21 protein-coding genes are annotated in these 20133 nt (G+C 45.8%); 4 read left to right on the forward strand and 17 right to left on the reverse strand.

Translation table 11 applies throughout. The features are described from left to right. Positions 1–485 precede the first annotated feature (485 nt). A complete protein-coding gene (locus AC27IJ_RS14955; RefSeq protein WP_487149583.1) occupies positions 486–1694 on the forward strand; it encodes a winged helix-turn-helix domain-containing protein in 1209 nt (402 codons plus the stop codon). Between the two features lie 429 nt (positions 1695–2123). On the opposite strand, the gene pdxT is transcribed toward AC27IJ_RS14955, so the two are convergent. The 12 genes from pdxT to AC27IJ_RS15015 form a co-directional block, all read right to left on the reverse strand. Further along, positions 2124–2684 (reverse strand): pyridoxal 5'-phosphate synthase glutaminase subunit PdxT, encoded by a 561-nt coding sequence (gene pdxT, locus AC27IJ_RS14960; protein ID WP_487149585.1) that lies wholly within the window; start codon positions 2682–2684, stop codon positions 2124–2126. A 10-nt stretch (positions 2685–2694) separates the two neighbouring features. Then, positions 2695–3567, reverse strand: coding sequence for a pyridoxal 5'-phosphate synthase lyase subunit PdxS (gene pdxS, locus AC27IJ_RS14965; protein ID WP_487149587.1), 873 nt, complete (start codon positions 3565–3567; stop codon positions 2695–2697). Between the two features lie 176 nt (positions 3568–3743). Then, a complete protein-coding gene (locus AC27IJ_RS14970) occupies positions 3744–4523 on the reverse strand; it encodes a DeoR/GlpR family DNA-binding transcription regulator (protein WP_312446871.1) in 780 nt (259 codons plus the stop codon). Positions 4524–4727: 204 nt separating this feature from the next. Beyond that, the gene (locus AC27IJ_RS14975; RefSeq protein WP_312446869.1) at positions 4728–5768 is read right to left on the reverse strand and encodes an alcohol dehydrogenase catalytic domain-containing protein; all 1041 of its coding nucleotides are present in this window, start codon (positions 5766–5768) and stop codon (positions 4728–4730) included. Positions 5769–5843: 75 nt separating this feature from the next. Beyond that, positions 5844–6860 (reverse strand): Gfo/Idh/MocA family oxidoreductase, encoded by a 1017-nt coding sequence (locus AC27IJ_RS14980; RefSeq protein WP_312446868.1) that lies wholly within the window; start codon positions 6858–6860, stop codon positions 5844–5846. A 26-nt stretch (positions 6861–6886) separates the two neighbouring features. Beyond that, positions 6887–8251, reverse strand: coding sequence for a PTS fructose transporter subunit IIC (locus AC27IJ_RS14985; RefSeq protein WP_312446866.1), 1365 nt, complete (start codon positions 8249–8251; stop codon positions 6887–6889). Then, positions 8248–8709, reverse strand: coding sequence for a PTS sugar transporter subunit IIA (locus AC27IJ_RS14990; protein ID WP_487149591.1), 462 nt, complete (start codon positions 8707–8709; stop codon positions 8248–8250). The genes AC27IJ_RS14985 and AC27IJ_RS14990 overlap by 4 nt, the downstream gene beginning before the upstream one ends. Positions 8710–8731: 22 nt before the next feature. Then, positions 8732–9430: a deoxyribose-phosphate aldolase gene (gene deoC / locus AC27IJ_RS14995; protein WP_487149593.1), complete on the reverse strand. Its 699-nt coding sequence runs from the start codon at positions 9428–9430 to the stop codon at positions 8732–8734. A 349-nt stretch (positions 9431–9779) separates the two neighbouring features. Further along, positions 9780–11105: a 6-phospho-alpha-glucosidase gene (locus tag AC27IJ_RS15000; protein ID WP_312502324.1), complete on the reverse strand. Its 1326-nt coding sequence runs from the start codon at positions 11103–11105 to the stop codon at positions 9780–9782. 34 nt (positions 11106–11139) lie between these two features. Then, positions 11140–12732, reverse strand: coding sequence for a PTS transporter subunit EIIC (locus AC27IJ_RS15005; protein ID WP_312502326.1), 1593 nt, complete (start codon positions 12730–12732; stop codon positions 11140–11142). 189 nt (positions 12733–12921) lie between these two features. Then, positions 12922–13695, reverse strand: coding sequence for a MurR/RpiR family transcriptional regulator (locus AC27IJ_RS15010; protein WP_330694961.1), 774 nt, complete (start codon positions 13693–13695; stop codon positions 12922–12924). A 50-nt stretch (positions 13696–13745) separates the two neighbouring features. Beyond that, a complete protein-coding gene (locus AC27IJ_RS15015; protein ID WP_154522825.1) occupies positions 13746–14033 on the reverse strand; it encodes a hypothetical protein in 288 nt (95 codons plus the stop codon). Positions 14034–14206: 173 nt separating this feature from the next. Here AC27IJ_RS15015 and AC27IJ_RS15020 point away from each other — a divergent pair, with 173 nt between their 5' ends. Both AC27IJ_RS15020 and AC27IJ_RS15025 read left to right on the forward strand, forming a co-directional pair. Next, complete coding sequence (locus AC27IJ_RS15020) at positions 14207–15235, forward strand: 3-deoxy-7-phosphoheptulonate synthase (RefSeq protein ID WP_312502328.1); 1029 nt, start codon at positions 14207–14209, stop codon at positions 15233–15235. Positions 15236–15514: 279 nt separating this feature from the next. Further along, on the forward strand, positions 15515–15760 hold the full coding sequence (locus tag AC27IJ_RS15025) for an HPr family phosphocarrier protein (RefSeq protein WP_312446852.1): 246 nt from the start codon (positions 15515–15517) through the stop codon (positions 15758–15760). 90 nt (positions 15761–15850) lie between these two features. On the opposite strand, the gene AC27IJ_RS15030 is transcribed toward AC27IJ_RS15025, so the two are convergent. The 5 genes from AC27IJ_RS15030 to AC27IJ_RS15050 all read right to left on the reverse strand — a co-directional run bounded on the left by AC27IJ_RS15030 (position 15851) and on the right by AC27IJ_RS15050 (position 19486). After that, the gene (locus tag AC27IJ_RS15030; RefSeq protein WP_312446849.1) at positions 15851–16684 is read right to left on the reverse strand and encodes an undecaprenyl-diphosphate phosphatase; all 834 of its coding nucleotides are present in this window, start codon (positions 16682–16684) and stop codon (positions 15851–15853) included. An 18-nt stretch (positions 16685–16702) separates the two neighbouring features. Next, complete coding sequence (ung, locus tag AC27IJ_RS15035) at positions 16703–17377, reverse strand: uracil-DNA glycosylase (RefSeq protein WP_312446847.1); 675 nt, start codon at positions 17375–17377, stop codon at positions 16703–16705. 38 nt (positions 17378–17415) lie between these two features. After that, a complete protein-coding gene (gene hisF, locus AC27IJ_RS15040; protein ID WP_312446846.1) occupies positions 17416–18177 on the reverse strand; it encodes an imidazole glycerol phosphate synthase subunit HisF in 762 nt (253 codons plus the stop codon). Between the two features lie 11 nt (positions 18178–18188). Continuing rightward, positions 18189–18797: an imidazole glycerol phosphate synthase subunit HisH gene (hisH, locus tag AC27IJ_RS15045; protein WP_312502330.1), complete on the reverse strand. Its 609-nt coding sequence runs from the start codon at positions 18795–18797 to the stop codon at positions 18189–18191. 71 nt (positions 18798–18868) lie between these two features. Further along, on the reverse strand, positions 18869–19486 hold the full coding sequence (locus AC27IJ_RS15050; RefSeq protein WP_312502332.1) for an SIR2 family NAD-dependent protein deacylase: 618 nt from the start codon (positions 19484–19486) through the stop codon (positions 18869–18871). 222 nt (positions 19487–19708) lie between these two features. Between AC27IJ_RS15050 and AC27IJ_RS15055 the strand changes: the two genes are divergently transcribed. Further along, entirely contained in the window at positions 19709–20128 is a 420-nt protein-coding gene (locus tag AC27IJ_RS15055) for a DUF4430 domain-containing protein (protein WP_312446839.1), read from the forward strand. Positions 20129–20133 lie beyond the last annotated feature (5 nt).

Below are 20133 nucleotides of genomic sequence, written 5' to 3' on the forward strand. Positions count from 1 at the left end.
CCCTCCCAAATAGTAGTGTAAGCGCTTACAGTTCAATATTACAGCGTAGAAAATTAATAATCAACCATATATTTACATTTGTATCAAACTTTGTAAATAAATCCTAATCTTTATTGGTGAATTTATTCAATATAATCAAATTACGATATGGATCTGCTGTATATTTTTTACATATTTCTCACTTGTTTTTGGTCATTGTTTTTAATATTTCATATGGTAAAGCGCTTACATTTATCGACATTTTTTGATTATCAGAAAGAATGAACTGATTTTATTGCAGGTAATCTGAAACAAACGAAACAATTTTAAAGATTGGGATTGACTGGCAAACAGACGAAAGATTCGTGGCTTTACATGATATGAAGTTATGGAAGATAGTAAAATATTTTGGATTGTGGTAGAATGAATGCATCTAGAATTGCGAACATTACTGCATCAAAAAGAGAGCACAATAACGAATCCGGAAACATACTGGGAGAAAACCTATGATCACTTTAACTAACAAACAGGCAAGACATTTTATGCTTCTCAAACACGGGCTGCTGGGCGATCACAAATTTAACGGTAAGCAGGGCGCCTTTGATTTTGTGCGCCAGGCAGGCTGTATTCAGTTTGATCCGGTTGATTCCTGCGGAAAGAATGCGGAGCTTACGCTGCAATCCCGTGTCAAAGGCTTTACAAAGCAAACGCTTTACGAGCTGCTGTATAACGACCGAATGCTTGTGGATTATCCCGATAAAAATCTTTCCATCATTCCCACAGAGGACTGGCCGTATTTTGAACGTTATCGGAATGCTGCACGGGAAGGCGGACGGCGTTTCAAAGAACTGGAGGAGCTGGAAGCAAACACGAAGGATTACATCCAGGCAAACGGAGCGGTCGGCTCTGACAACCTGCCCATACAGGGCAGCATACACTGGCACTCTTCCATTCATTGGAGCGGTAATTGGAGCGGCGATACCAATGCATCACGGGCGGTGCTGGAACAGTTATATTCTACCGGTGAGCTGATCATTCACCATAAAAAAGGCTCTCGGAAGTATTACGACCTCACCCATAAACATTTACCTGCCGAACTCCTTGGCATTCCTGACCCGCTGCCGGATGAATTTGAGCATCAAAAATGGCGTATTCTTCGGCGGATAGGCGCAGTAGGGCTTCTATGGAATCGTCCGTCTGACGCATGGTTAAATATTTGGGGGCTTAAATCTCCTCAAAGAACTGAAATGTTCAAAGAATTGCTCGATGAAGGGAAAATTCTGCAAGTCAGTGTAGACGGCTTAAAGGATATTCTTTTCTGCCAGGCAGAGGATTTATTTCTTATAGATACTGTATTACAAACCGATACTTATAAACCCCGCTGTGAACTGATTGCACCGCTTGACTGCATGATGTGGGACAGAAAGCTGATCCGTGCATTATTTGGCTATGAATACACCTGGGAAATCTATACTCCGGCTGACAAACGTAAATATGGTTTTTATGTTTTACCGATTCTTTATGGCAATAGTTTTATCGGACGCGTGGAAGCAGTTGCTGACATAAAGAAACGTACGCTGGTTGTCAAAAACATCTGGTATGAGGATGGAATCAGGCAAACAAAAAAGCTTCAGGCAGCCGTTAACGGCTGTATGAAACGGTTCGCTAAATTTAATGAGTGTGATGTGATTGATTTTGCATATCTGGATGCATGACAGGTATGATTTCTGTTCATAGGCTGCATGTTTCCAACTATCAGGGTTCATTACGGTCTTGCACTGTTTCGATTACGACAATACCAGGCGAAGCAAAAGACAGATACACAGAAAATCGTGTATCTGTTTGATTTTAAACTAACCTGAACTTCACTATGAGCCAGCTGGCTCTTAATTGATGCTTTCTTCTGAGAATATCAGGAGATAACAACTAAATCCAGTATGGAAAAATGAGGATACACGCTGCACAATCCGCTTTACAGTTTTGATCCTCCTGTTTCCCCTAAACCTAATTATATCATTTTAATACAGCGATATCTACGGAAGCCAGGAAGCAGCATCACGAACAATCGAGGCCCTGCATCATGTGGCATACTCTATTTAGCTCGTTTTATTGTCACTCAACAAAATCTTCTCTCAACAATTCATTTATCTACACATGTGTAAAAAGTGAGAATGAACGGTCGTATCTTCCGTCAACTCTGGATGGAAAGCACAAGCCAGCATATTCTTTTCCCGGGCAGCTACGATTTTTCCATCAACCTTTGCCAAAACCTCCACACCCTGACCAACATTCGCAACATATGGCGCACGGATAAACACCATCGGAATGATTCCAATGCCGCCAAATTCCGATTCAGTTTTGAAGCTGTCCAGTTGCCTCCCGTATGCGTTGCGCTCCACTGTAATGTCCATACAGGCAAGATGGCTTTCACCTCCGATAATCGTTTTCGCCAGCAGAATCATACCAGCGCAGGTACCCATCACAGGGAATCCACTCTGAATCATTTGAAGGATTGGCTCCTTTAATTCTAATTCCCGCATCAACTTTTCCATCACCGTGCTTTCGCCGCCAGGCAAAATTAAGCCGCTCATCTCTTCGGTAAAGTCTGCCCGTTGCCGGATTTCGAAGCTGTCTGCCCCCAGATTGGACAACATCTTTTCATGCTCTATAAATGCGCCCTGCAAGGCAAGTATTCCAATTCTCATGGTGCTCACTCTACTTTCCACGTTCCGCCATCAAGAGGGCGATTTCCTGCTCGTTGATACCTACCATTGCTTCACCCAAGTCTTCGCTAAGTTCTGCGATCAGCTTTGCATCATTAAAATTGGTAACAGCTTTCACAATGGCGGCAGCACGTTTTTCCGGATTGCCGGATTTAAAGATGCCAGAACCCACAAACACACCTTCCGCTCCCAGCTGCATCAGCAGCGCGGCATCAGCAGGAGTCGCCACGCCTCCGGCGGCAAAGTTCACCACAGGCAGTTTGCCGTTTTGTGCCACCCATTTCACCAGATCCAATGGGGAAGCCAGTTGTTTAGCGGCTTCAAATAATTCATCTGCCCGCAATGCAGTGAGCATCCGTATTTCGCTTTGAATTTTCCGCATATGCCGCACGGCCTGCACCACATCGCCAGTCCCTGGCTCGCCCTTGGTACGAATCATCGACGCGCCCTCAGCAATGCGGCGCAATGCTTCTCCTAAGTCTTTCGCACCGCAGACAAAGGGGGCGCGGAATTTAGTTTTGTCAATGTGATAGATGTCATCAGCCGGAGAAAGCACTTCGCTTTCGTCTATGTAGTCGATTTCGATGGCCTCCAAAAGCTGCGCTTCCACAAAATGACCAATGCGTACTTTTGCCATTACGGGAATGGAAACCACCGCTTGAATCCCTCTAATCATTTTAGGGTCACTCATCCGGGAAACGCCACCTGCTGCCCGAATATCAGCGGGAATCCTCTCCAATGCCATCACCGCGCACGCACCCGCTTTTTCAGCTATTTGCGCTTGTTCCGGGGTGCTGACGTCCATGATTACGCCGCCCTTTAGCATTTGAGCCAGATTTTTATTGAGTTCATATTGCTCTGACATGATAAATCCTCCTGGTATTTTAGAGTCTAAGTTAATATCCTTATTATGCCTCAAAACTGGCCTTATCGAAAGTACCAGTTTATGTTTATTTAAAAATACCAGTTAGAATTTTTTTGAGCAGCCTTAGAAACAAATGATTGAGGTGGAGGCGTAGTTTTCCTTTGCCGCACTCCCTTTTATTCAGCAATCACCAATTCAATACCACTGTCCTCTATGCTTTCTTTATATGCCTTACTGATCGCCCCATCCGTAATGATCACATCAATGTGATTGCTCTCCGCAAAGGTCACAAACGAATTCCGGCCGATTTTATCACTGTTTCCAAGGATGAAAACCTTATCCGATATTGAGACAAGCAGCCTTTTCATCTCCGCCTGTCCCACATCAGGAGTTGTCGCTCCCTTTGCCAGAGTAAAACTATTTGTACCCATAATTGCCTTATCCACAACCAGATCCTGAAACGGTGCGGAACCAAAGCTGCCTATCGTACAATTATAATGCTTACGGATGACACCTCCGATGAAATAAACTGTAATATCCTCAAACTGGTCCAGCAGAGCGGCAATGCTTAAGTCGTTGGTCACGACGCGAAGATCCTTTTTTGTCCCCAGAAGCTTGGCAAACATATAACAGGTACTGCCCGTATCCACCGCAATCGTATCCCCGTCGTCAATGAACTTTACCGCCTCCCTGGCTATCGCCTCCTTGCATTCGGTAGATTCTCCGCGCTTTTGCGGCTCTATCTCAAATGCCGACTTGGATATCCGCATTGCCCCGCCATGGGTCCTGAGCAAAAGCTTTTCGTTCTCTAAATCTCTTAAGTCGCTGCGGATTGTTGCACCTGATACATTGAACAGTTCACTTAAATAGGCTACCGTCACCTTCTCGGTCTCCTGCAGTAAATTCAAAATCATCTGCTTTCTTTCTTCCATAAATACGGTCTCTTTTTCATTCATTTGGCTTCACCCCTGCTTTTACTATATCTAATATACTATAAATATCCAAAAAAATAAAGTCAGGAGAATGCCAATTGTCAATCGGATATTCGCAATCCGCTTTGCTACTTACTCACAGCGTGCCCCGCATTATCGGGCACAAGTAAGTCCCCCATCACCACTTATGCCTTTCCGGCATTGAAATGGGGGACTTACTTGATGAGGTTAAAATCGTATCACATGCTTGAGTCCGATGGATTTTACCGCTTCACTAAAAGCCTTCTGGTAATCGCCTATCTCATAGACATGGGTAACAAGCTGCTTTAAGTCGATGACACCGTCTGCCGCAAAATCCAGGACTTTGCGGTACTGGCTTAAACTGGCCCTGGTGCTTCCATGGATACTGATCTGCTTATAGTGGATTAAGTTGGAGTTGATTGAAACCTTCTCCCGGTCCTTTGGCAGGCCTCCAAAGAACAAAACTCTGCCGAACAAGCCTGCCAGCTCGATGGCCATGGACTGCATTTCTCCCGACGGGCAGGCAACAATAATCACATCCGCACCCCGGTTTTTCGTCAGACGCATCACCGTCTCACGAAGGGAATCTGCCTCTATGGTCTGCATATACGGATATAGAGACTTACAGTAAGCCAGACGTTCTACGGATAAATCATTCATCATGACCATGCCTGCTCCCTGCATCTTTGCCAGCATTCCATGCATCAGACCGATCGGCCCTGCTCCGATAACCAGCACTTTATCCCCGGGATGAATTCCTGCCTGCTCCTGTCCGTTGTACACACAGGAAAGCGGTTCTGCCACAGCCGCCTCGTCAAAGCCCATGTGGTCCTCCAGTATTTTTATATTTCCCTGGATAACCGCCGCTTTCGGAATCCTGACATATTCCGCAAATCCTCCGTCTAAGTTGATTCCAAGCGCCTGATAATCCGCGCACAGATGGGTATTGCCGGACACACAGCGGTCACAGGTTCCGCAGCCCATATTGGGGGCTACGGCAACCCTCATGCCGGGACGATAGCCCCGTACCTGTTTGCCAACCTGTTCAATGATCCCGCTGATCTCATGTCCGATGATTAGCGGATGATCCTTATCGATTCCTGACGCACCGTTTTTGTACATACGGATATCAGTTCCGCAAAGCGCCGCACTCTTTGTCTTTATCAGAATTTCATCCTCGGATATTTCAGGCACATTTACGTCCTCCAGACGCAGATCCTCTTTTCCATATAATCTTATCGCTTTCATAAATACTCCCTTATATTTCTACACTCTCTGCTTCTGCAGTACGTTCCCTGGGGTACAATTCCTGCAGCCTGCACCTTACAGTTTCACAATCTCTCCGGTGACAATGGATTCATTTCCGGCATTAACCACCTTTACAGCCATCAAACCGTCCTTTCCTGTCACTTCCGGTTCCCGGTCATTTAAAATCGCCTGGATAAAGCTGATGTCTTCATTGATATAAGCCTCCCGGAACAGGTGGGTCCAGCTGTTCACAACATCCATTTTACCAACCTTATTTTTGGTATATATGACTGTGGACTTATCCTTTAGCTCCCCTAATGTGATCAGTCCTCTGGTTCCCAGTATTTCCACGCGCGCATCGTATCCATAGCCCACTCCCTGGGCGCCGTCAATGCTTCCCAGAATGCCATTGTCAAACTTCGCATTCAGTATTACGTTATCATAGAAATCAGGGAATTCCTCTTTCGCCTCCATGCACCGGTAATTTCCGGCCACAGCGTATACGGTTTGAAATTCTCCCTTTGTAAACCAGCGGAGCGTGTCGATGTCATGGCTGTTTACTTCTGCGAGAGGACCGTTGCTCTTTTTAATATCATACATCCATGGCTTGGGTATGCTGGGGCCCCTTGTGAGGGATTTAACAAGCACCACATCACCGATCTCCCCTTCCTCCACAAGCTTCTTCCCATAGACGAAGCTGTCATCAAATCTCCGCATGAACCCGATTTGAAGCTTGACGCCGTTTGCCTTTGCGGCACCAATCATCTCCTCGCACTCTTTCTCATTCATAGCCATGGGCTTTTCGCAGAGAATGTGTTTCTTTGCATTTGCGGCCGCTATCACAATTTCATGGTGAAACACGGTAGGAGTGACAACGACTACAGCATCGATCTCCTCATTTTTCAGCGCTTCCTTATAATCTGTATAATACAGTGAAATCTCCAGTTCCTTCACCGCAGCCTGGCACGCAGCTTCCGAAGGATCACAGACTGCCGCCATTTTCGCGTTCGGTATACGAGATACGAAATTTCTGGCATGAATCATTCCTGCACGCCCTGCGCCGATCAAACAGATATTTATTATGTCTCTCATCCTTATTTCCCCTCACCGCTGTCAAATCAGCGTTTCTTTAAAAAGCTTACCAAAACTCCGGATATGATCGTTCCCACGATAATTGCCACAAGGTAGAGCGGCAGATTGGAAACCGCCCCCGGAATAACAAATACAAAGGCTCCGCCATGGGGAACCGCAAGCCCGCAGTTAAAGATCATAGAGAGCGCGCCGGTAACCGCAGCTCCTATGGTAACAGAAGGCAGTACACGGACCGGATCGGCTGCCGCAAAGGGGATTGCCCCCTCACTGATAAAAGAAGCCCCCAAGATCCAAGCCGTCTTTCCCGACTCAATTTGGTCTGTGGTATAACGATCCTTTGCAATGATGGTGGAAAGTGCCATTGCTAACGGAGGAACCATACCCGAAGCCATAACTGCCGCCATAACCGGTGCCGTCTCTCCCGGAGACAAGGTCGTCAGGGAAGCAACCCCAAAGAAATAAGCTGCCTTTCCGATCGGCCCAGCTAAATCGACCGCCATCATTGCCCCAAGAATCAATCCCAAAAGAGCTGAATTCACACCGGATAAGCTGTTTAGAAACTCTGTGATCCATGTATTCAGCGCCTTAAACGGAGTGCCGATGATAAAAATCATGGTAAGCCCTACAATCACAGACGATAAAAACGGTACAATCAAAACAGGCATCAAGCCTTCCAGTCCCTTTGGCATTTTAATCGTTTTTTTCAGGAATAATGCCGCGTATCCGCCTAAGAATCCGCCGATCAGCGCTCCTAAAAATCCCGCATTCAGTGTACTTGCAAGCATACCGCCCACCATACCGGGCAGAAGGCCGGGACGGTCGGAGATGGAGTGGCCGATAAATCCTCCCAGAATTGGGAACATCAGGGCCATGCAAACTCCGCCGCCAATCATGCTGAAAGCCTGTGCAATCGCCCCCTCCGAATGGATGCCGCCGAATGCAAAAGAAAGGGCAATACAGATGCCTCCCGCCACGACAAAGGGAATCATATAGGAAACACCGGCCATCAGATGCTTGTATACACTGACCTTTTGTTTTGAATTTTGCGCTGCATTCGTATCCGTGACTGCCTCAGTGTTTTTGTAAATATATGTACTTGCCAGTGCCTTTTCAATGATCTCACCAGCTTTGTTGATGCCGTCCTCCACATTGGTCTCATACAGACGTTTTCCATGAAACCGTTCCTTGTTGACACCGGTATTGGATGCGATAAGCACTGCGTCTGCTGCGGCAATGTCTTCCGCTGCAAGCACATTCTCCGCACCAATGGACCCCTGTGTTTCAACCTTGATCTCGTGTCCCATGGCCTTTGCTTCCATCATAAGTTTCTCTGCCGCCATATAAGTATGTGCGATTCCTGTGGAGCAGGAAGTAATTGCTACTAATTTCATAAAGAAACCCCCTCTTCTAAAATAGTGAACAGTTGTCTTTTATCCTCACATGTCAGCAAACGGCTTCTGAATTCTTCATGCATCAGGCTTCTTGCCAGTTTCGCCAATATCTTTAAGTGCAGATCATCCGTTGTGTCCGGTACTGCAATCAGAAAGATCAGGGATGCAAGGCTCCCGTCCGGAGCATTGAAATCCACACCGTCTTTGCTTTTTGCAAAAACAAGGGCTGGCCGCCTGACTGTATGGCTCTTACCATGAGGAATTGCCACCTGCATGCCGATTCCCGTAGGTCCAACCGCCTCCCGCTCCATCACCGTCTCCAGAAAAACCGCTTCGTCTGCAATCCGTCTATCTGCCTTAAGTCGGGCGATCATCTCAGCAAGACATTCCTCTTTATGGGCTGCCGATAAATCTGTAATCATTAAACCTTCATTGATTAAAGCTGAAATTTTAAGCATTTTTGTTCCCCACCCTCATCTTTTAATAGCCGGTCTTCAAAGCCTCACGGTAGCCTTCCAGTATTTTAAAACTGCTGCTGGTGCCGATGCGCTCAGCCCCGGCTTCAATCATCTGCCTGCAGGTTTCCCAGTCACGTATTCCACCTGCTGCCTTCACTTTGATCTCTTCTCCTACGACCTCTTTCATCAGCCTCACATCTTCCGCAGTGGCCCCGCCTGTTCCGAATCCGGTGGAGGTCTTTACAAAATCCGGTTTCACTTTTTGGGCAATCTCCGCTGCTTTGCGGATCTCATCTTTTTCAAGATAGCAGTTTTCAAAGATAACCTTACTCAAAACACCGGCTTCCCGGCAGATTTCGCAGATCCGTCTCATCTCTTCTTCAATGTAATCATAATTTCCGTTTTTCAATTCTCCGATATTGATTACATAATCAATTTCATCCGCCCCATGCCGGATCGCATCCTGCGTCTCGAAGCACTTTGTCTCGATGGTTGTCTGTCCCAGTGGAAATCCTATTGCGGCCCCCACATGGACCGGAGTATCCTTTAACAGGGATTTGCAATAGGCGACCGGTGAGGAATTGATCGCTACCATCTTAAAACCATTCTCTTTTGCCTCCCTGCACAGCTGATCGAAATCTGCTTTCACCGCACAGGCTTTCAAGCAGGTATGATCAAACAGGTTTGCCAGCTTAACTTCCGTTAACTCACTTAGTTTCATTCTTTCATTTCCTTTCTCTTTATTTTTGTTTGATTTTATATTTCAATATTATATTATCATATCTTTTCACTTTGTCAATATATTCTTTCATATATTTTTATATACTTTGATTTCATTTTCATTTCAACTTTTTGTTTGAAGAGTATCGATGAGACGCAGTGTAATGTGTTCTTATGGATTTGGATGCCTTCCGTTTTTACTTGTGGCTTTTTACCCACATTTATTATTGCTGGAGGTTTTTTATATAACGATAAGTTTTATTGTATGGGATAAAAAAAAAGCCCCGTCCTATTAAAAGGACGAGGCAATCATCTCGCTAAGCGTTTTTTTCTTTGAAATTAAGAAAATCCTACTTTAACTCCGGCCAATACTCTTTATTGGCCTCTAGAAGATCGTCTAAAATCTGTTTTGCAACAGAGGCGCTTGGTACGGTCTTTGATAAGGTCAAGGCCTGCCAAAGTTTTAAATAGCTTCCCTCGGTCCAGGCTTCCACCACCAAACGCTCTACTGCAAGCTGTTCTTCCATCATACCCTTTTCAAAGGTGGGAATGTTCCCCTGGCATAAAGGCTCAGGCCCTTCATTTCCTACCAGACATGGCACTTCCACCATGGCAGTTGGGTCAAAATTAGAGATGGCACCCTTATTTTCCACGATGCAGAGCATCTGCTCACGGGTATTGAAGGCAATGGCACAAGCCAGATCCACAATAAAAGAAGCATGATTGTCAATGGAGAATTCTCCCCCTCTTGCGGTTCCTGCCTTTATGATGGCCCTTGCGGCGTTAAACACCTCATGTTCTCTTCCCTCCATCACCTCATTGGCCCTGGTATGGCTGGGATCGGTGTGCTCCACCACATAATCCGGGTAAAGGTAGTATTTTAAATACGTATTGGGAAGAAAATCAGGCTCCAGCTTTAATAAATCCGCCGCTTTTTTATGGGTCAGCTGCCAACTTTCATCCATATGCTGAGTCTCCACAGCCTTCTCCGTCAGATATCCGTTTTTAGATACATAATCCAAAAGCTGGGGCATCAAATCGGTTCCATCCTTATCCTTTACGCTGGTCCACCATCCAAAATGGTTCAGCCCAAAATACTTTACATCCATGTCTTTTGGGTCCCTGCCTACGATATATCCCATACGCCGTTTGGTTCCCACCGGCATGTCGCAGATATTTAACACCTTGGAATGGGGCTTTAACACACGGCAGGCCTCTGCCACGATGGAAGCCGGATTGGAGTAATTGAGCATCCAGCAGTCCGGAGAATATTTCTCCATAATATCAATTAACTCCATCATACCGCCAATGCTTCTCATCCCGTATGCGATTCCGCCGGGACCGCATGTCTCCTGTCCCACCACATGATATTTCATGGGTATCTTTTCATCCAGCTCCCGCATGGCATATTTGCCCACCCGGATATGAGCCATGCAGAAATCCACATCAGTAAAGGCTTCCTTGGGATCTGTTGTATAGGAAAATTCCACCTCCGGCGCAATTTCCTTCATAACGATCTCTATTGCCTTTGCCAGGGTTTCCTGGCGCTCTCCGTCGTTGTCATAAAGCTTTAAAGAACGTATGGGAAACCGGTGCAGGTTATCCATCAGCATCATTACAATGCCGGGTGTATAGGTGCTACCGCCGCCTGCGATTACGATTGAGAATTTTTTCAACTTATTTACCTCCTTGCTTTGCCTGGTTTTTCAGTTAGTTACTTTCGCCGTTTCCCAGCTCCTCATCCACGGCCCTTCTTACGGCAGTTACCTTTAAGCCATAGACCACCTGAACGTTATTGCCCTTTTTCACTACGCCGTTGGCTCCGGTGCCATTTTTCAGCACCTCATCCTGAACCAGGTCCGGATCTGTAAGAATCAGGCGCAGACGGGTGAAACAGTTATCCACCTTTTCAATATTACCGGCACCGCCCAGGGCTTTTATAATCAGCGGGGCATCCACATCATCGCCGTCTTTTCCCTCTTTTTCAGAAGCCACCTTTTCCTTATATTCCGCTTTGGTGTGAAGCTTCATTTCCATGCCATCTGTTTCGCGCCCCAGAGTCTTTAAATTCAGTTTTGTAATGAGAAGGCGGAATATGGCGTAATAAACCACAAAAAATATAAGGCCTGTGACGATGTACATGGGCCATCCGGTTTTACGGATTCCCAAAGGCACATTGAAAAGCAGGAAATCTAAAAAGCCGTTGGGACCGATGGCACGGACATTTAATATATTAAGAACCACCATGCTCAGTCCGCTCAAACCCGCATGAACGGCAAACAGGACCGGAGCCACGAACATAAAGGAAAATTCAATAGGCTCTGTAACGCCTGCAATAAAAGAAGTAAATGCGGCAGGAATCAGAATGGCTTTTATTTTATTGCGGTTTTCCGGCCTTGCCGTATGATACATGGCAAGACAGGCTCCCATAAGACCGAACATCTTGGAAATTCCTCTTGCATCCCATATGACTGACCGGGACAGCACCTGAATGGAAGGATCTGCGATCTCTGCATAATAAATGTTCCTGGCGCCCTCGAACACCTGACCTCCTATGGTTTCAACGCCTCCCAGAGAGGTGTATAAAAACGGGGTATAGACCAGATGGTGAAGGCCTGTAGGTATGAGAAGGCGTTCCAGAGCACCGTATATAAAGATACCGAAATTACCGGAACGGTTGATGAATCCGCCAAGGCTGGTGATCCCCAACTGGACAAACGGCCAGACATAGGTAAGGAGAACAGCCAGGAAAACAGTCACAGGAATCAATACGATGAATACAAACCTGGAACCTCCGTAAATCTGGAATGCATTTTGAAATTCCGTTTCACAGAACCGGTTGTGAACCATGGCAGTTACGATTCCAAGAATAATTCCCAGGAACACGCCCATGTCCAAGATCTGTACTCCCAGCACCATGGCCTGACCCGTTCCCCTTAAAGATTCCCCTGTAAACAGAATCCCCGTCAGGGTCATGAACTTGTTCATGGCATTAATAAATACCAAAAATCCCAAAAGAGCAGTAAATCCGGCCTCATATTTTTTCTTATTGGCAAGTCCTGCCGCAAGTCCCACGCAGAAGATCAGCCCTAAGTTATTTAATATCGAAACCAGGGATCCTGACAAAATGGTGCCAAAGCCCTTTGTCACCGGATTGTCCATAAAGGGCAGAAGCTCCAGCAATTTTGCATTGGTAAATAAGTTCCCCACAGCGATTAAAATACCTGCGATGGGCAGGATCAAAACCGGGATGAACATTGCTTTTGAAAAGCGCTGCAACTGATCCATCACTTTATCTTTCATTCTCTTTTCCTCCAACTATCAATGATTGGTTTTCTGTTTTTCATTTCACGTGAAATTCATATCCGTATTATAGCCGCCGTATCCCCCTTTGTATATACTTTGGGCAAGGATAGGAACCTGTTATTCCAAGTAGTAACAGGTTTCAAAAAAAATCCCGGATGCCGCTATTTTAAACGTCATCCGGAACCTTTATTCTTCTTTTTTATCCATATTTTGAAGCACCTTGTGATATTCATAGATTAAAAGCTCCATCAGCATGAACACATTGGGGAAAAAAGTGTTTGCCATCATATTTCTGTCATCCAGCTTATTGCTGTCCTCTATGCGAAATTGCATATCTGTTATGGAGCTGACCCGGTTTTCCGCCTCATTGGTAAAGGACACGGTAAAAATTCCGTTCTCTCTGGCAGTTTTTACCCGGTCCGCTACCCAGTCCGTTTCGCCTGACCGGGAAACTACAATGAGCATTTTCATGTTCTCCAGATTGTTTTCAAAAACACCGATAGAATCCATTCCATTGGAATAAATGCATTTTATCCCAAGGACAAGAAGCTTTTTTGTTAAGTATTCCACAGGAATGGCGGAAAAACCTGTTGCATACAAGAATACGTAACCTCCATCCAGACAACCCAGACTCCTGGCAAATTCCCGGATGTCTTCGTAAGAATTATACTTTAGAAGAGAGTTGGAGCAAAAGCTATTGATAAACTGCATACCGGCATCCTCATTGTCTCTGGCCCGGTTTACAAGCGGCAACAGCTTGTAATACATATCCACAAATCCGCTGTAGCCCAGCTTTTTTGTCAGGCGCATAATGGTGGAGGTTGAGGTGTAATTTTCCTTTGCAACTCCCCGCACTCCCATTTTAAGCATGGAATCCATGTGTTCAATGATATAACGGAGAACGCCATCCTCAACCTCTGTTAAGTTCTTTCCCGCTGTCAGCTTACTTAAATCCACCATTCCTGCCATCCTTCTTTCTTAATTATTGCATACGAATGAATGCACCGCCATTATAAAAAATCTTCATACCCCTGGATCATGGGATAAGGGGCGCAGTCCTTTAACGGTGCAGTTATGGTTCCCTTCACATAAGTGCTGAACCCCTGGCGGCGAAAATCTTCCTTGTTCTTATTTTTTATCAGGCGGCCGCCCCTGCCCACTTCTCCGATATAATTCCCGTTCTGGTCGTAGATTTCCTTTCCATAGAATTTCCCAAGAATCCTTCCGTCACAGGCGGCTAAGTAATCCCTCTGCCTTACTCCGATATAGTTTCCCTGCCAATTCCAGTATCGTTCCATTGAAATCCATCCTTCCTCTTTTCATTCTCTGCAATCATACACCATTTTTCCTTAAAAAGAAACACTTTAGGGAGGCACATTGCTAAATTTTCAATGAATGCTGGATTTTTCACGGGTTCTGTTATATAATCAACAGAAAAAACACAGAATAATCACATACACAGGAGGATGCCATGGGATTTCAATACGTAAACAATCTGCCAAGCCCGGAAGAGATCAAGGAACGCTTTCCACTTCCAGCAGAATTTAAAGCCCTTAAAATAGAACGAGATCAGGCGATCAGCGACGTACTTACCGGAAAGAGCGATAAATTTCTTGTTATTATCGGTCCTTGCTCCGCTGACAATGAGGAGTCTGTTTCTGATTATGTAAACCGGCTTGTAGAAGTACAGGAAAAAACAAAAGACCGTCTGATCCTCATACCAAGAATCTATACCAACAAACCCAGAACCACTGGAGAAGGGTACAAGGGGATGCTTCACCAGCCTGATCCGGAAAAAAAGCCGGACATGCACGAAGGCCTTATTGCCATCCGCAGGCTGCACATGAATGTGTTTATGGAAACTGGTCTATCCACAGCCGATGAGATGCTGTATCCGGAAAACCTTGGATACTTAGATGATATCATGTCCTACATTGCCATTGGCGCCCGCTCCGTGGAAAACCAGCAGCACCGCCTGACTTCCAGTGCCTGTGACGTTGCCGTTGGTATGAAAAACCCTACCAGCGGAGATTTGTCTGTTATGCTTAACTCCGTTGTGGCTGCACAGCAGGCCCATGATTTCACCTACAGGGGTTGGGAAGTAAGGAGCAAAGGCAATCCATTGGCCCACACCATCCTAAGGGGCGCAGTCAACAAGCACGCCCAGTGCATCCCCAACTACCACTTTGAAGACTTATTCCTTCTTCATGAGATGTACAGCCGCCGCAATCTCCAGAATCCGGCCTGCATCGTGGATACCAACCACTCCAATTCAAACAAAAAATACATGGAACAGATTCGTATCTCCAAAGAAGTTCTTCACAGCAGAAAGCATTCCCCTGAAATCCGCGCTCTGGTAAAAGGCCTGATGATTGAAAGCTACATTGAGCCAGGCAGCCAGAAGGTAGGAGAAGGCATCTACGGAAAATCCATCACAGATCCCTGCCTTGGCTGGGAAGATTCTAAACGTCTGATCTATGAAATCGCTGAAAATGCATAAAATAATATTTCAACTTAAGATCATGCCAGAGGCACTTTTTATTGCCTCCGGCATGTTTCTTTTTGCTGATTACTCCTCGTATTCTCTGTTTGTTATTAGTATTTGACCTATTTTTCAATTATTTTTCAATTTTATCTTGTTTTTCTAACAAGAGATGGTAAAATAAAATTGTAGTCAGTTATATGACTCTTCATCCTGTTGATACCTCTATAACCCCTATATAGTTGTTGGCACGTTCATGCCGGGTTTATCCGGCTATCAGGAAAAGGAGGTATGGGTATGCGGACCATTGAAGTCGATATCCAGCTGCGTTACACCCCCATTCCCCTCGCGCTTTTAATCAACACTGCCAATGCCTTTGACTGTGATATCTATATTGACTACGGTTTAATAAAGGTAAACGTCAAGGACTACGATGAGATGAAAAAAGGGCTTAACACGCAGAATCGGAACTTACAATTTAATTTCGACGGCATTGATGAGCAGGCCGCCGAAGGACGGATTGAGATGCTGTTTCAACCATGATCCGTCAGAAAGGAACCTTTATGGATTATCATCCAAAAGAGAGTTGATATTAGCATATCGCTGATCATCAACTCTCTTTTCATTATTTCCTTAGCCAAGGATAGCCGTAATGATAAAATACAAAAGCACCACTGCTCCCAATACAATTCTGTAATACCCGAAGAATTTAAAATCATGCTGTCTGATATATCCCATTAAGAACTTAATCGAATAAACAGAAACCACAAAAGCCACCACCATGCCTAAAATCAGATAAAATATCTGAGGGCCGGTAAAATTCATTCCATATTTCACAACCTTTAAAAGACTGGCTCCGAACATCACCGGAATTCCCAGGAAAAAGGAAAACTCCGCGGAAGCAGCCCGGGAGCATCCTAAGATCATGGCTCCAAGAATGGTAGCGCCGGAACGGGAGGTGCCCGGAATCAGGGCAAGAAGCTGAAACAGGCCGACCCAAAGGGCTGTCTGGTACGAGATATCCCCCACCTTCTGTATTTCAAAACTCCGGTACTGGTTCCTGTTCTCAATAACGATAAACAGCACGCCATAGAGTATCAGGGTCGCTGCCACCACATAGCCGTTCATCAGATACTCATCCAGGATATCATCCACCAGGAAGCCGATCACAGCGGCCGGAATGCAGGCTAAAACGATCTTTGACCAGAGAATCAGAGTTGCCTGCTTCTGCGCCGGTTTTTTCCTGGCTGAAAAAGGGTTTAGCTTATCAAAATACAGTACCAGAACCGCCAGGATCGCCCCCAGCTGGATTACCACCAAAAACATGTTTTTAAAGGCGGTCGGCTGATTTAGGTGTATGATCTCATCCACCAGGATCATATGCCCTGTGCTGCTTATGGGAAGCCACTCAGTAAAGCCCTCCACGATTCCAAGAACAATTACTTTTAAAATCTCAATGATATTCATTCCTTTTCCCCTGTCTTTTTAAATATTTTCAATCTGCCAGTCAATAGGCTCAAACCCATTTTCCTTTAAATAAGCATTGGTTCTGCTAAAATGTTTACATCCAAAGAATCCACGGTAAGCGGAAAGTGGGCTGGGGTGAGGCGCCTCTAAAATTAAATGCCTGGGGTTCGTGAGCATCACCTTCTTATTCTGAGCCGGACGTCCCCATAAGAGGAATACCATGGGCCGGTCCTGTTCATTTAAAATCTTAATGGCAGCATCCGTAAAGGTTTCCCAGCCCATCCCCTGGTGGGAATTGGCCGCATGGGCACGCACGGTAAGCACTGTATTAAGAAGCATGACCCCCTGGTCCGCCCACTTTTTTAAATATCCGTTATTGGGAATCTCACAGCTCAAATCTTCCCGCAGCTCCTGATAAATATTCACAAGAGACGGGGGAATATCCACATCAGGCTTTACGGAAAAACACAGCCCGTGGGCCTGCCCATTATTATGATAAGGATCCTGCCCTAAAATCACTACCTTTACATTAGAAAGAGGCGTGAACTGAAACGCGTTAAATATGTCGTTTGGGTCCGGAAAGACCTGGGTCATTTCATATTCATGCTTCACCTTCTGATAAAGTTCCCTGTAATATGGCTTTTTAAACTCTCCGTTTAAGGGTTCCAGCCAGTCGTTTTCAATTGCTCCCATTCTTTCTCCTTTGCATTTTCCATGTTTTTCTTTTATCCTTAAATCCTCACCGGTACTCCCATGATCTTTAAATAACGTTTTAATTCCATGATCTCCAGTTCCTTATAATGAAACAGGGATGCCGCCAAAGCTGCATCTGCCTTTCCTTTGGTCAGGGCGTGATGGAAATGCTCCATCGTTCCTGCGCCTCCTGAAGCAATCACCGGCACGGAAACATTCTCAGCTATGACGCGGTTCAGCTCATCATCATACCCGGCCTTTGTTCCGTCGCAGTCCATGCTGGTAAGAAGGATCTCCCCTGCTCCAAGGCTGTCTGCTTTCATGGCCCATTCCACCGCATCCAGTCCGGTATCGATCCGGCCCCCATTCTTATATACGTTCCATCCACTTCCATCTGCCCGCCTTCTGGCATCAATGGCAACCACTACGCATTGGCGCCCAAACTTGCCTGCTGCGTCAGAGATCAGCTGAGGGGTATTGATTGCTGAGGAATTGATGGATATCTTATCCGCACCTTCTCTTAAAAGCATTTTAAAATCCTCCACCGTGCGGATTCCCCCGCCTACGGTAAAAGGGATAAATACCTTTTCCGCCACCCGGCTCACCATCTCCACAACCGTATTCCTGTTGTCAGAGGATGCGGTGATATCAAGAAACACCAGTTCATCGGCGCCGGCCTTATCATAAGCCGCGGCAATCTCCACCGGGTCCCCGGCATCCTTTAAATTCACGAAATTAACGCCCTTTACCACTCTTCCGTCCATTACATCCAGGCATGGAATGATTCTCTTCGTAAGCATCCGGTTCCTCCTTAAGTCAATTCAATGAAATTTTTCAGAATCTTTAAACCAGTATCGCTGCTCTTCTCCGGATGGAACTGGCAGGCAAAAAGATTTTCCCGTTCCACCGATGCCCCGAATCTGATTCCATAGGCTGCAGATGCGGCCACATCGGATTCCCGGCCCGCTTCTAAATAATATGAATGGACAAAATACACATATGCCCCGGAATCAATCCCTTTAAAAAGTCTTGCACCAGGCTTTATATCCAGACGGTTCCAGCCCATGTGAGGGACTTTAAGCCCCGGCGTCTCCGGGAATCGCACGATCTTTCCCGGAAGCAGGGAAAGTCCCATGACCCCTTCGCACTCTTCGCTGCTTTCAAAGAAAAGCTGAAGCCCCAGGCATATCCCGAGAAAAGGCGTTCCCCTTGTGACCACCTGATGAATCACCTCCACCAGTTCATACTGATGAAGCTTTTCCATAGCATCACCAAAGGAGCCAACGCCAGGAAGAATCACCTTGTCCGCAGAAAGGAGGATTTCCTTTTCCCTGCTTACCACCGGCTTTTCCCCCAGGGCGGTCAGTGCTTTCTCCACACTCTTTAAGTTTCCAGCATCGTAGTCGATTATCGCAATCATAGCCGTCACCTCTTTACGCCTTTTTTCAACATTTTAACACAGTAACGTGTAATGTACAACGCAAAATAAGCCTATAATTTCCGAAAGAATTCTGTAGAACTTTCTAAAACAGCATCAGCCTTTCCCTTTACAGTTTCCGGCAGCTGGGCAAACTTCCCGTGAATCCGGTACATATGGGCCTTATTGTTTAAGGACACAGACTTCTCAAAAGGCCAGCGGATGACCGTAGGAGTCTTAAAACCTACCCCAAGTTCCAAAACCAGCAGCTTTTTATTAAGGGTCCCTGCCAGCCATGTGGTATAGGCCTTCCATTGGGGAAGGTAGCCCTCTTCTATGTACTCCTCAGCCTCTATGGTATTGCCCGTAAGAGGTGCCCCGCAATGAGGACAGACCTCCTGGGGAATCTCTCCCGGCTCCCAGATATCTTTTGAACAGGATTTGGAGCACTGCCTCCATGTTTCATTCCCGCAGGGGGCTACCAGCCGGCTCTGTTCCAGGGAAGATTTCAGTATCTCTCCATCGGTAACTGTGGTTACAATAAAAAAATCCTTGTTTTTTATGAGTCCGGCCATCTTCTCATAAAGGCTTCCAATATCCGGCATTTCCTCTGCCTTCCATTCCTCTCCGATTCCGATCAAAAGCTTTTCGCAAGCTGTTATTTCTTCTAAAATCTGTTCATTCACAGTCATCCATCCACCTTCTCTTTCAAACAATACCCATTTATTATACATCAAAGGGTATTTTAAGAAAAGATGGAAATTCTGTTCTTGCGGCGTACCATGGATATATGCTATACTAATCCATGCATTTAGTCAGATGCAGGAATGCCTGCATTCCTGTACCCGGCTCATTGCTTGCATATCCCTTTGATTCATTGGATGCAAAATATTAAAAAAGGAAGTCAGCAGATTATGAATAAGTTTAAGAGGCTTTCTCCCTTTCTGGGAGGCTGCGCCGCCATTGCGGTCCTGGCACTTCTGTTGGTCGTATATACCCTGACAAAACCGGTTCCCATGGCAGGGACAAAAAGCATTTCTATTGAAGTGATATATGAAAACGGAGTAACGGATCACTACCAGATAACCACAGAAGCGCAGTTTCTGTTAGAAGCGCTTAAATCCATACCAAATTTTCAAATCGATGGAACCACTTCCGAAGAATTTGGCCTCATGGCCACTACTATTAACGGAAAACGGGCAGACTACAAAAAGGACGGCGCTTACTGGGCTCTTCTCTGCGACGGGGAACCTTGCAGCTATGGAGTGAGCCAGCAGGCCATCAAGGATGGTGAGCGCTATACCTTTCAATACACCCTGTCCTCTGAGGAATAAAAAAA

It is taken from the genome of Lacrimispora sp. YZC11, from assembly GCF_057543815.1.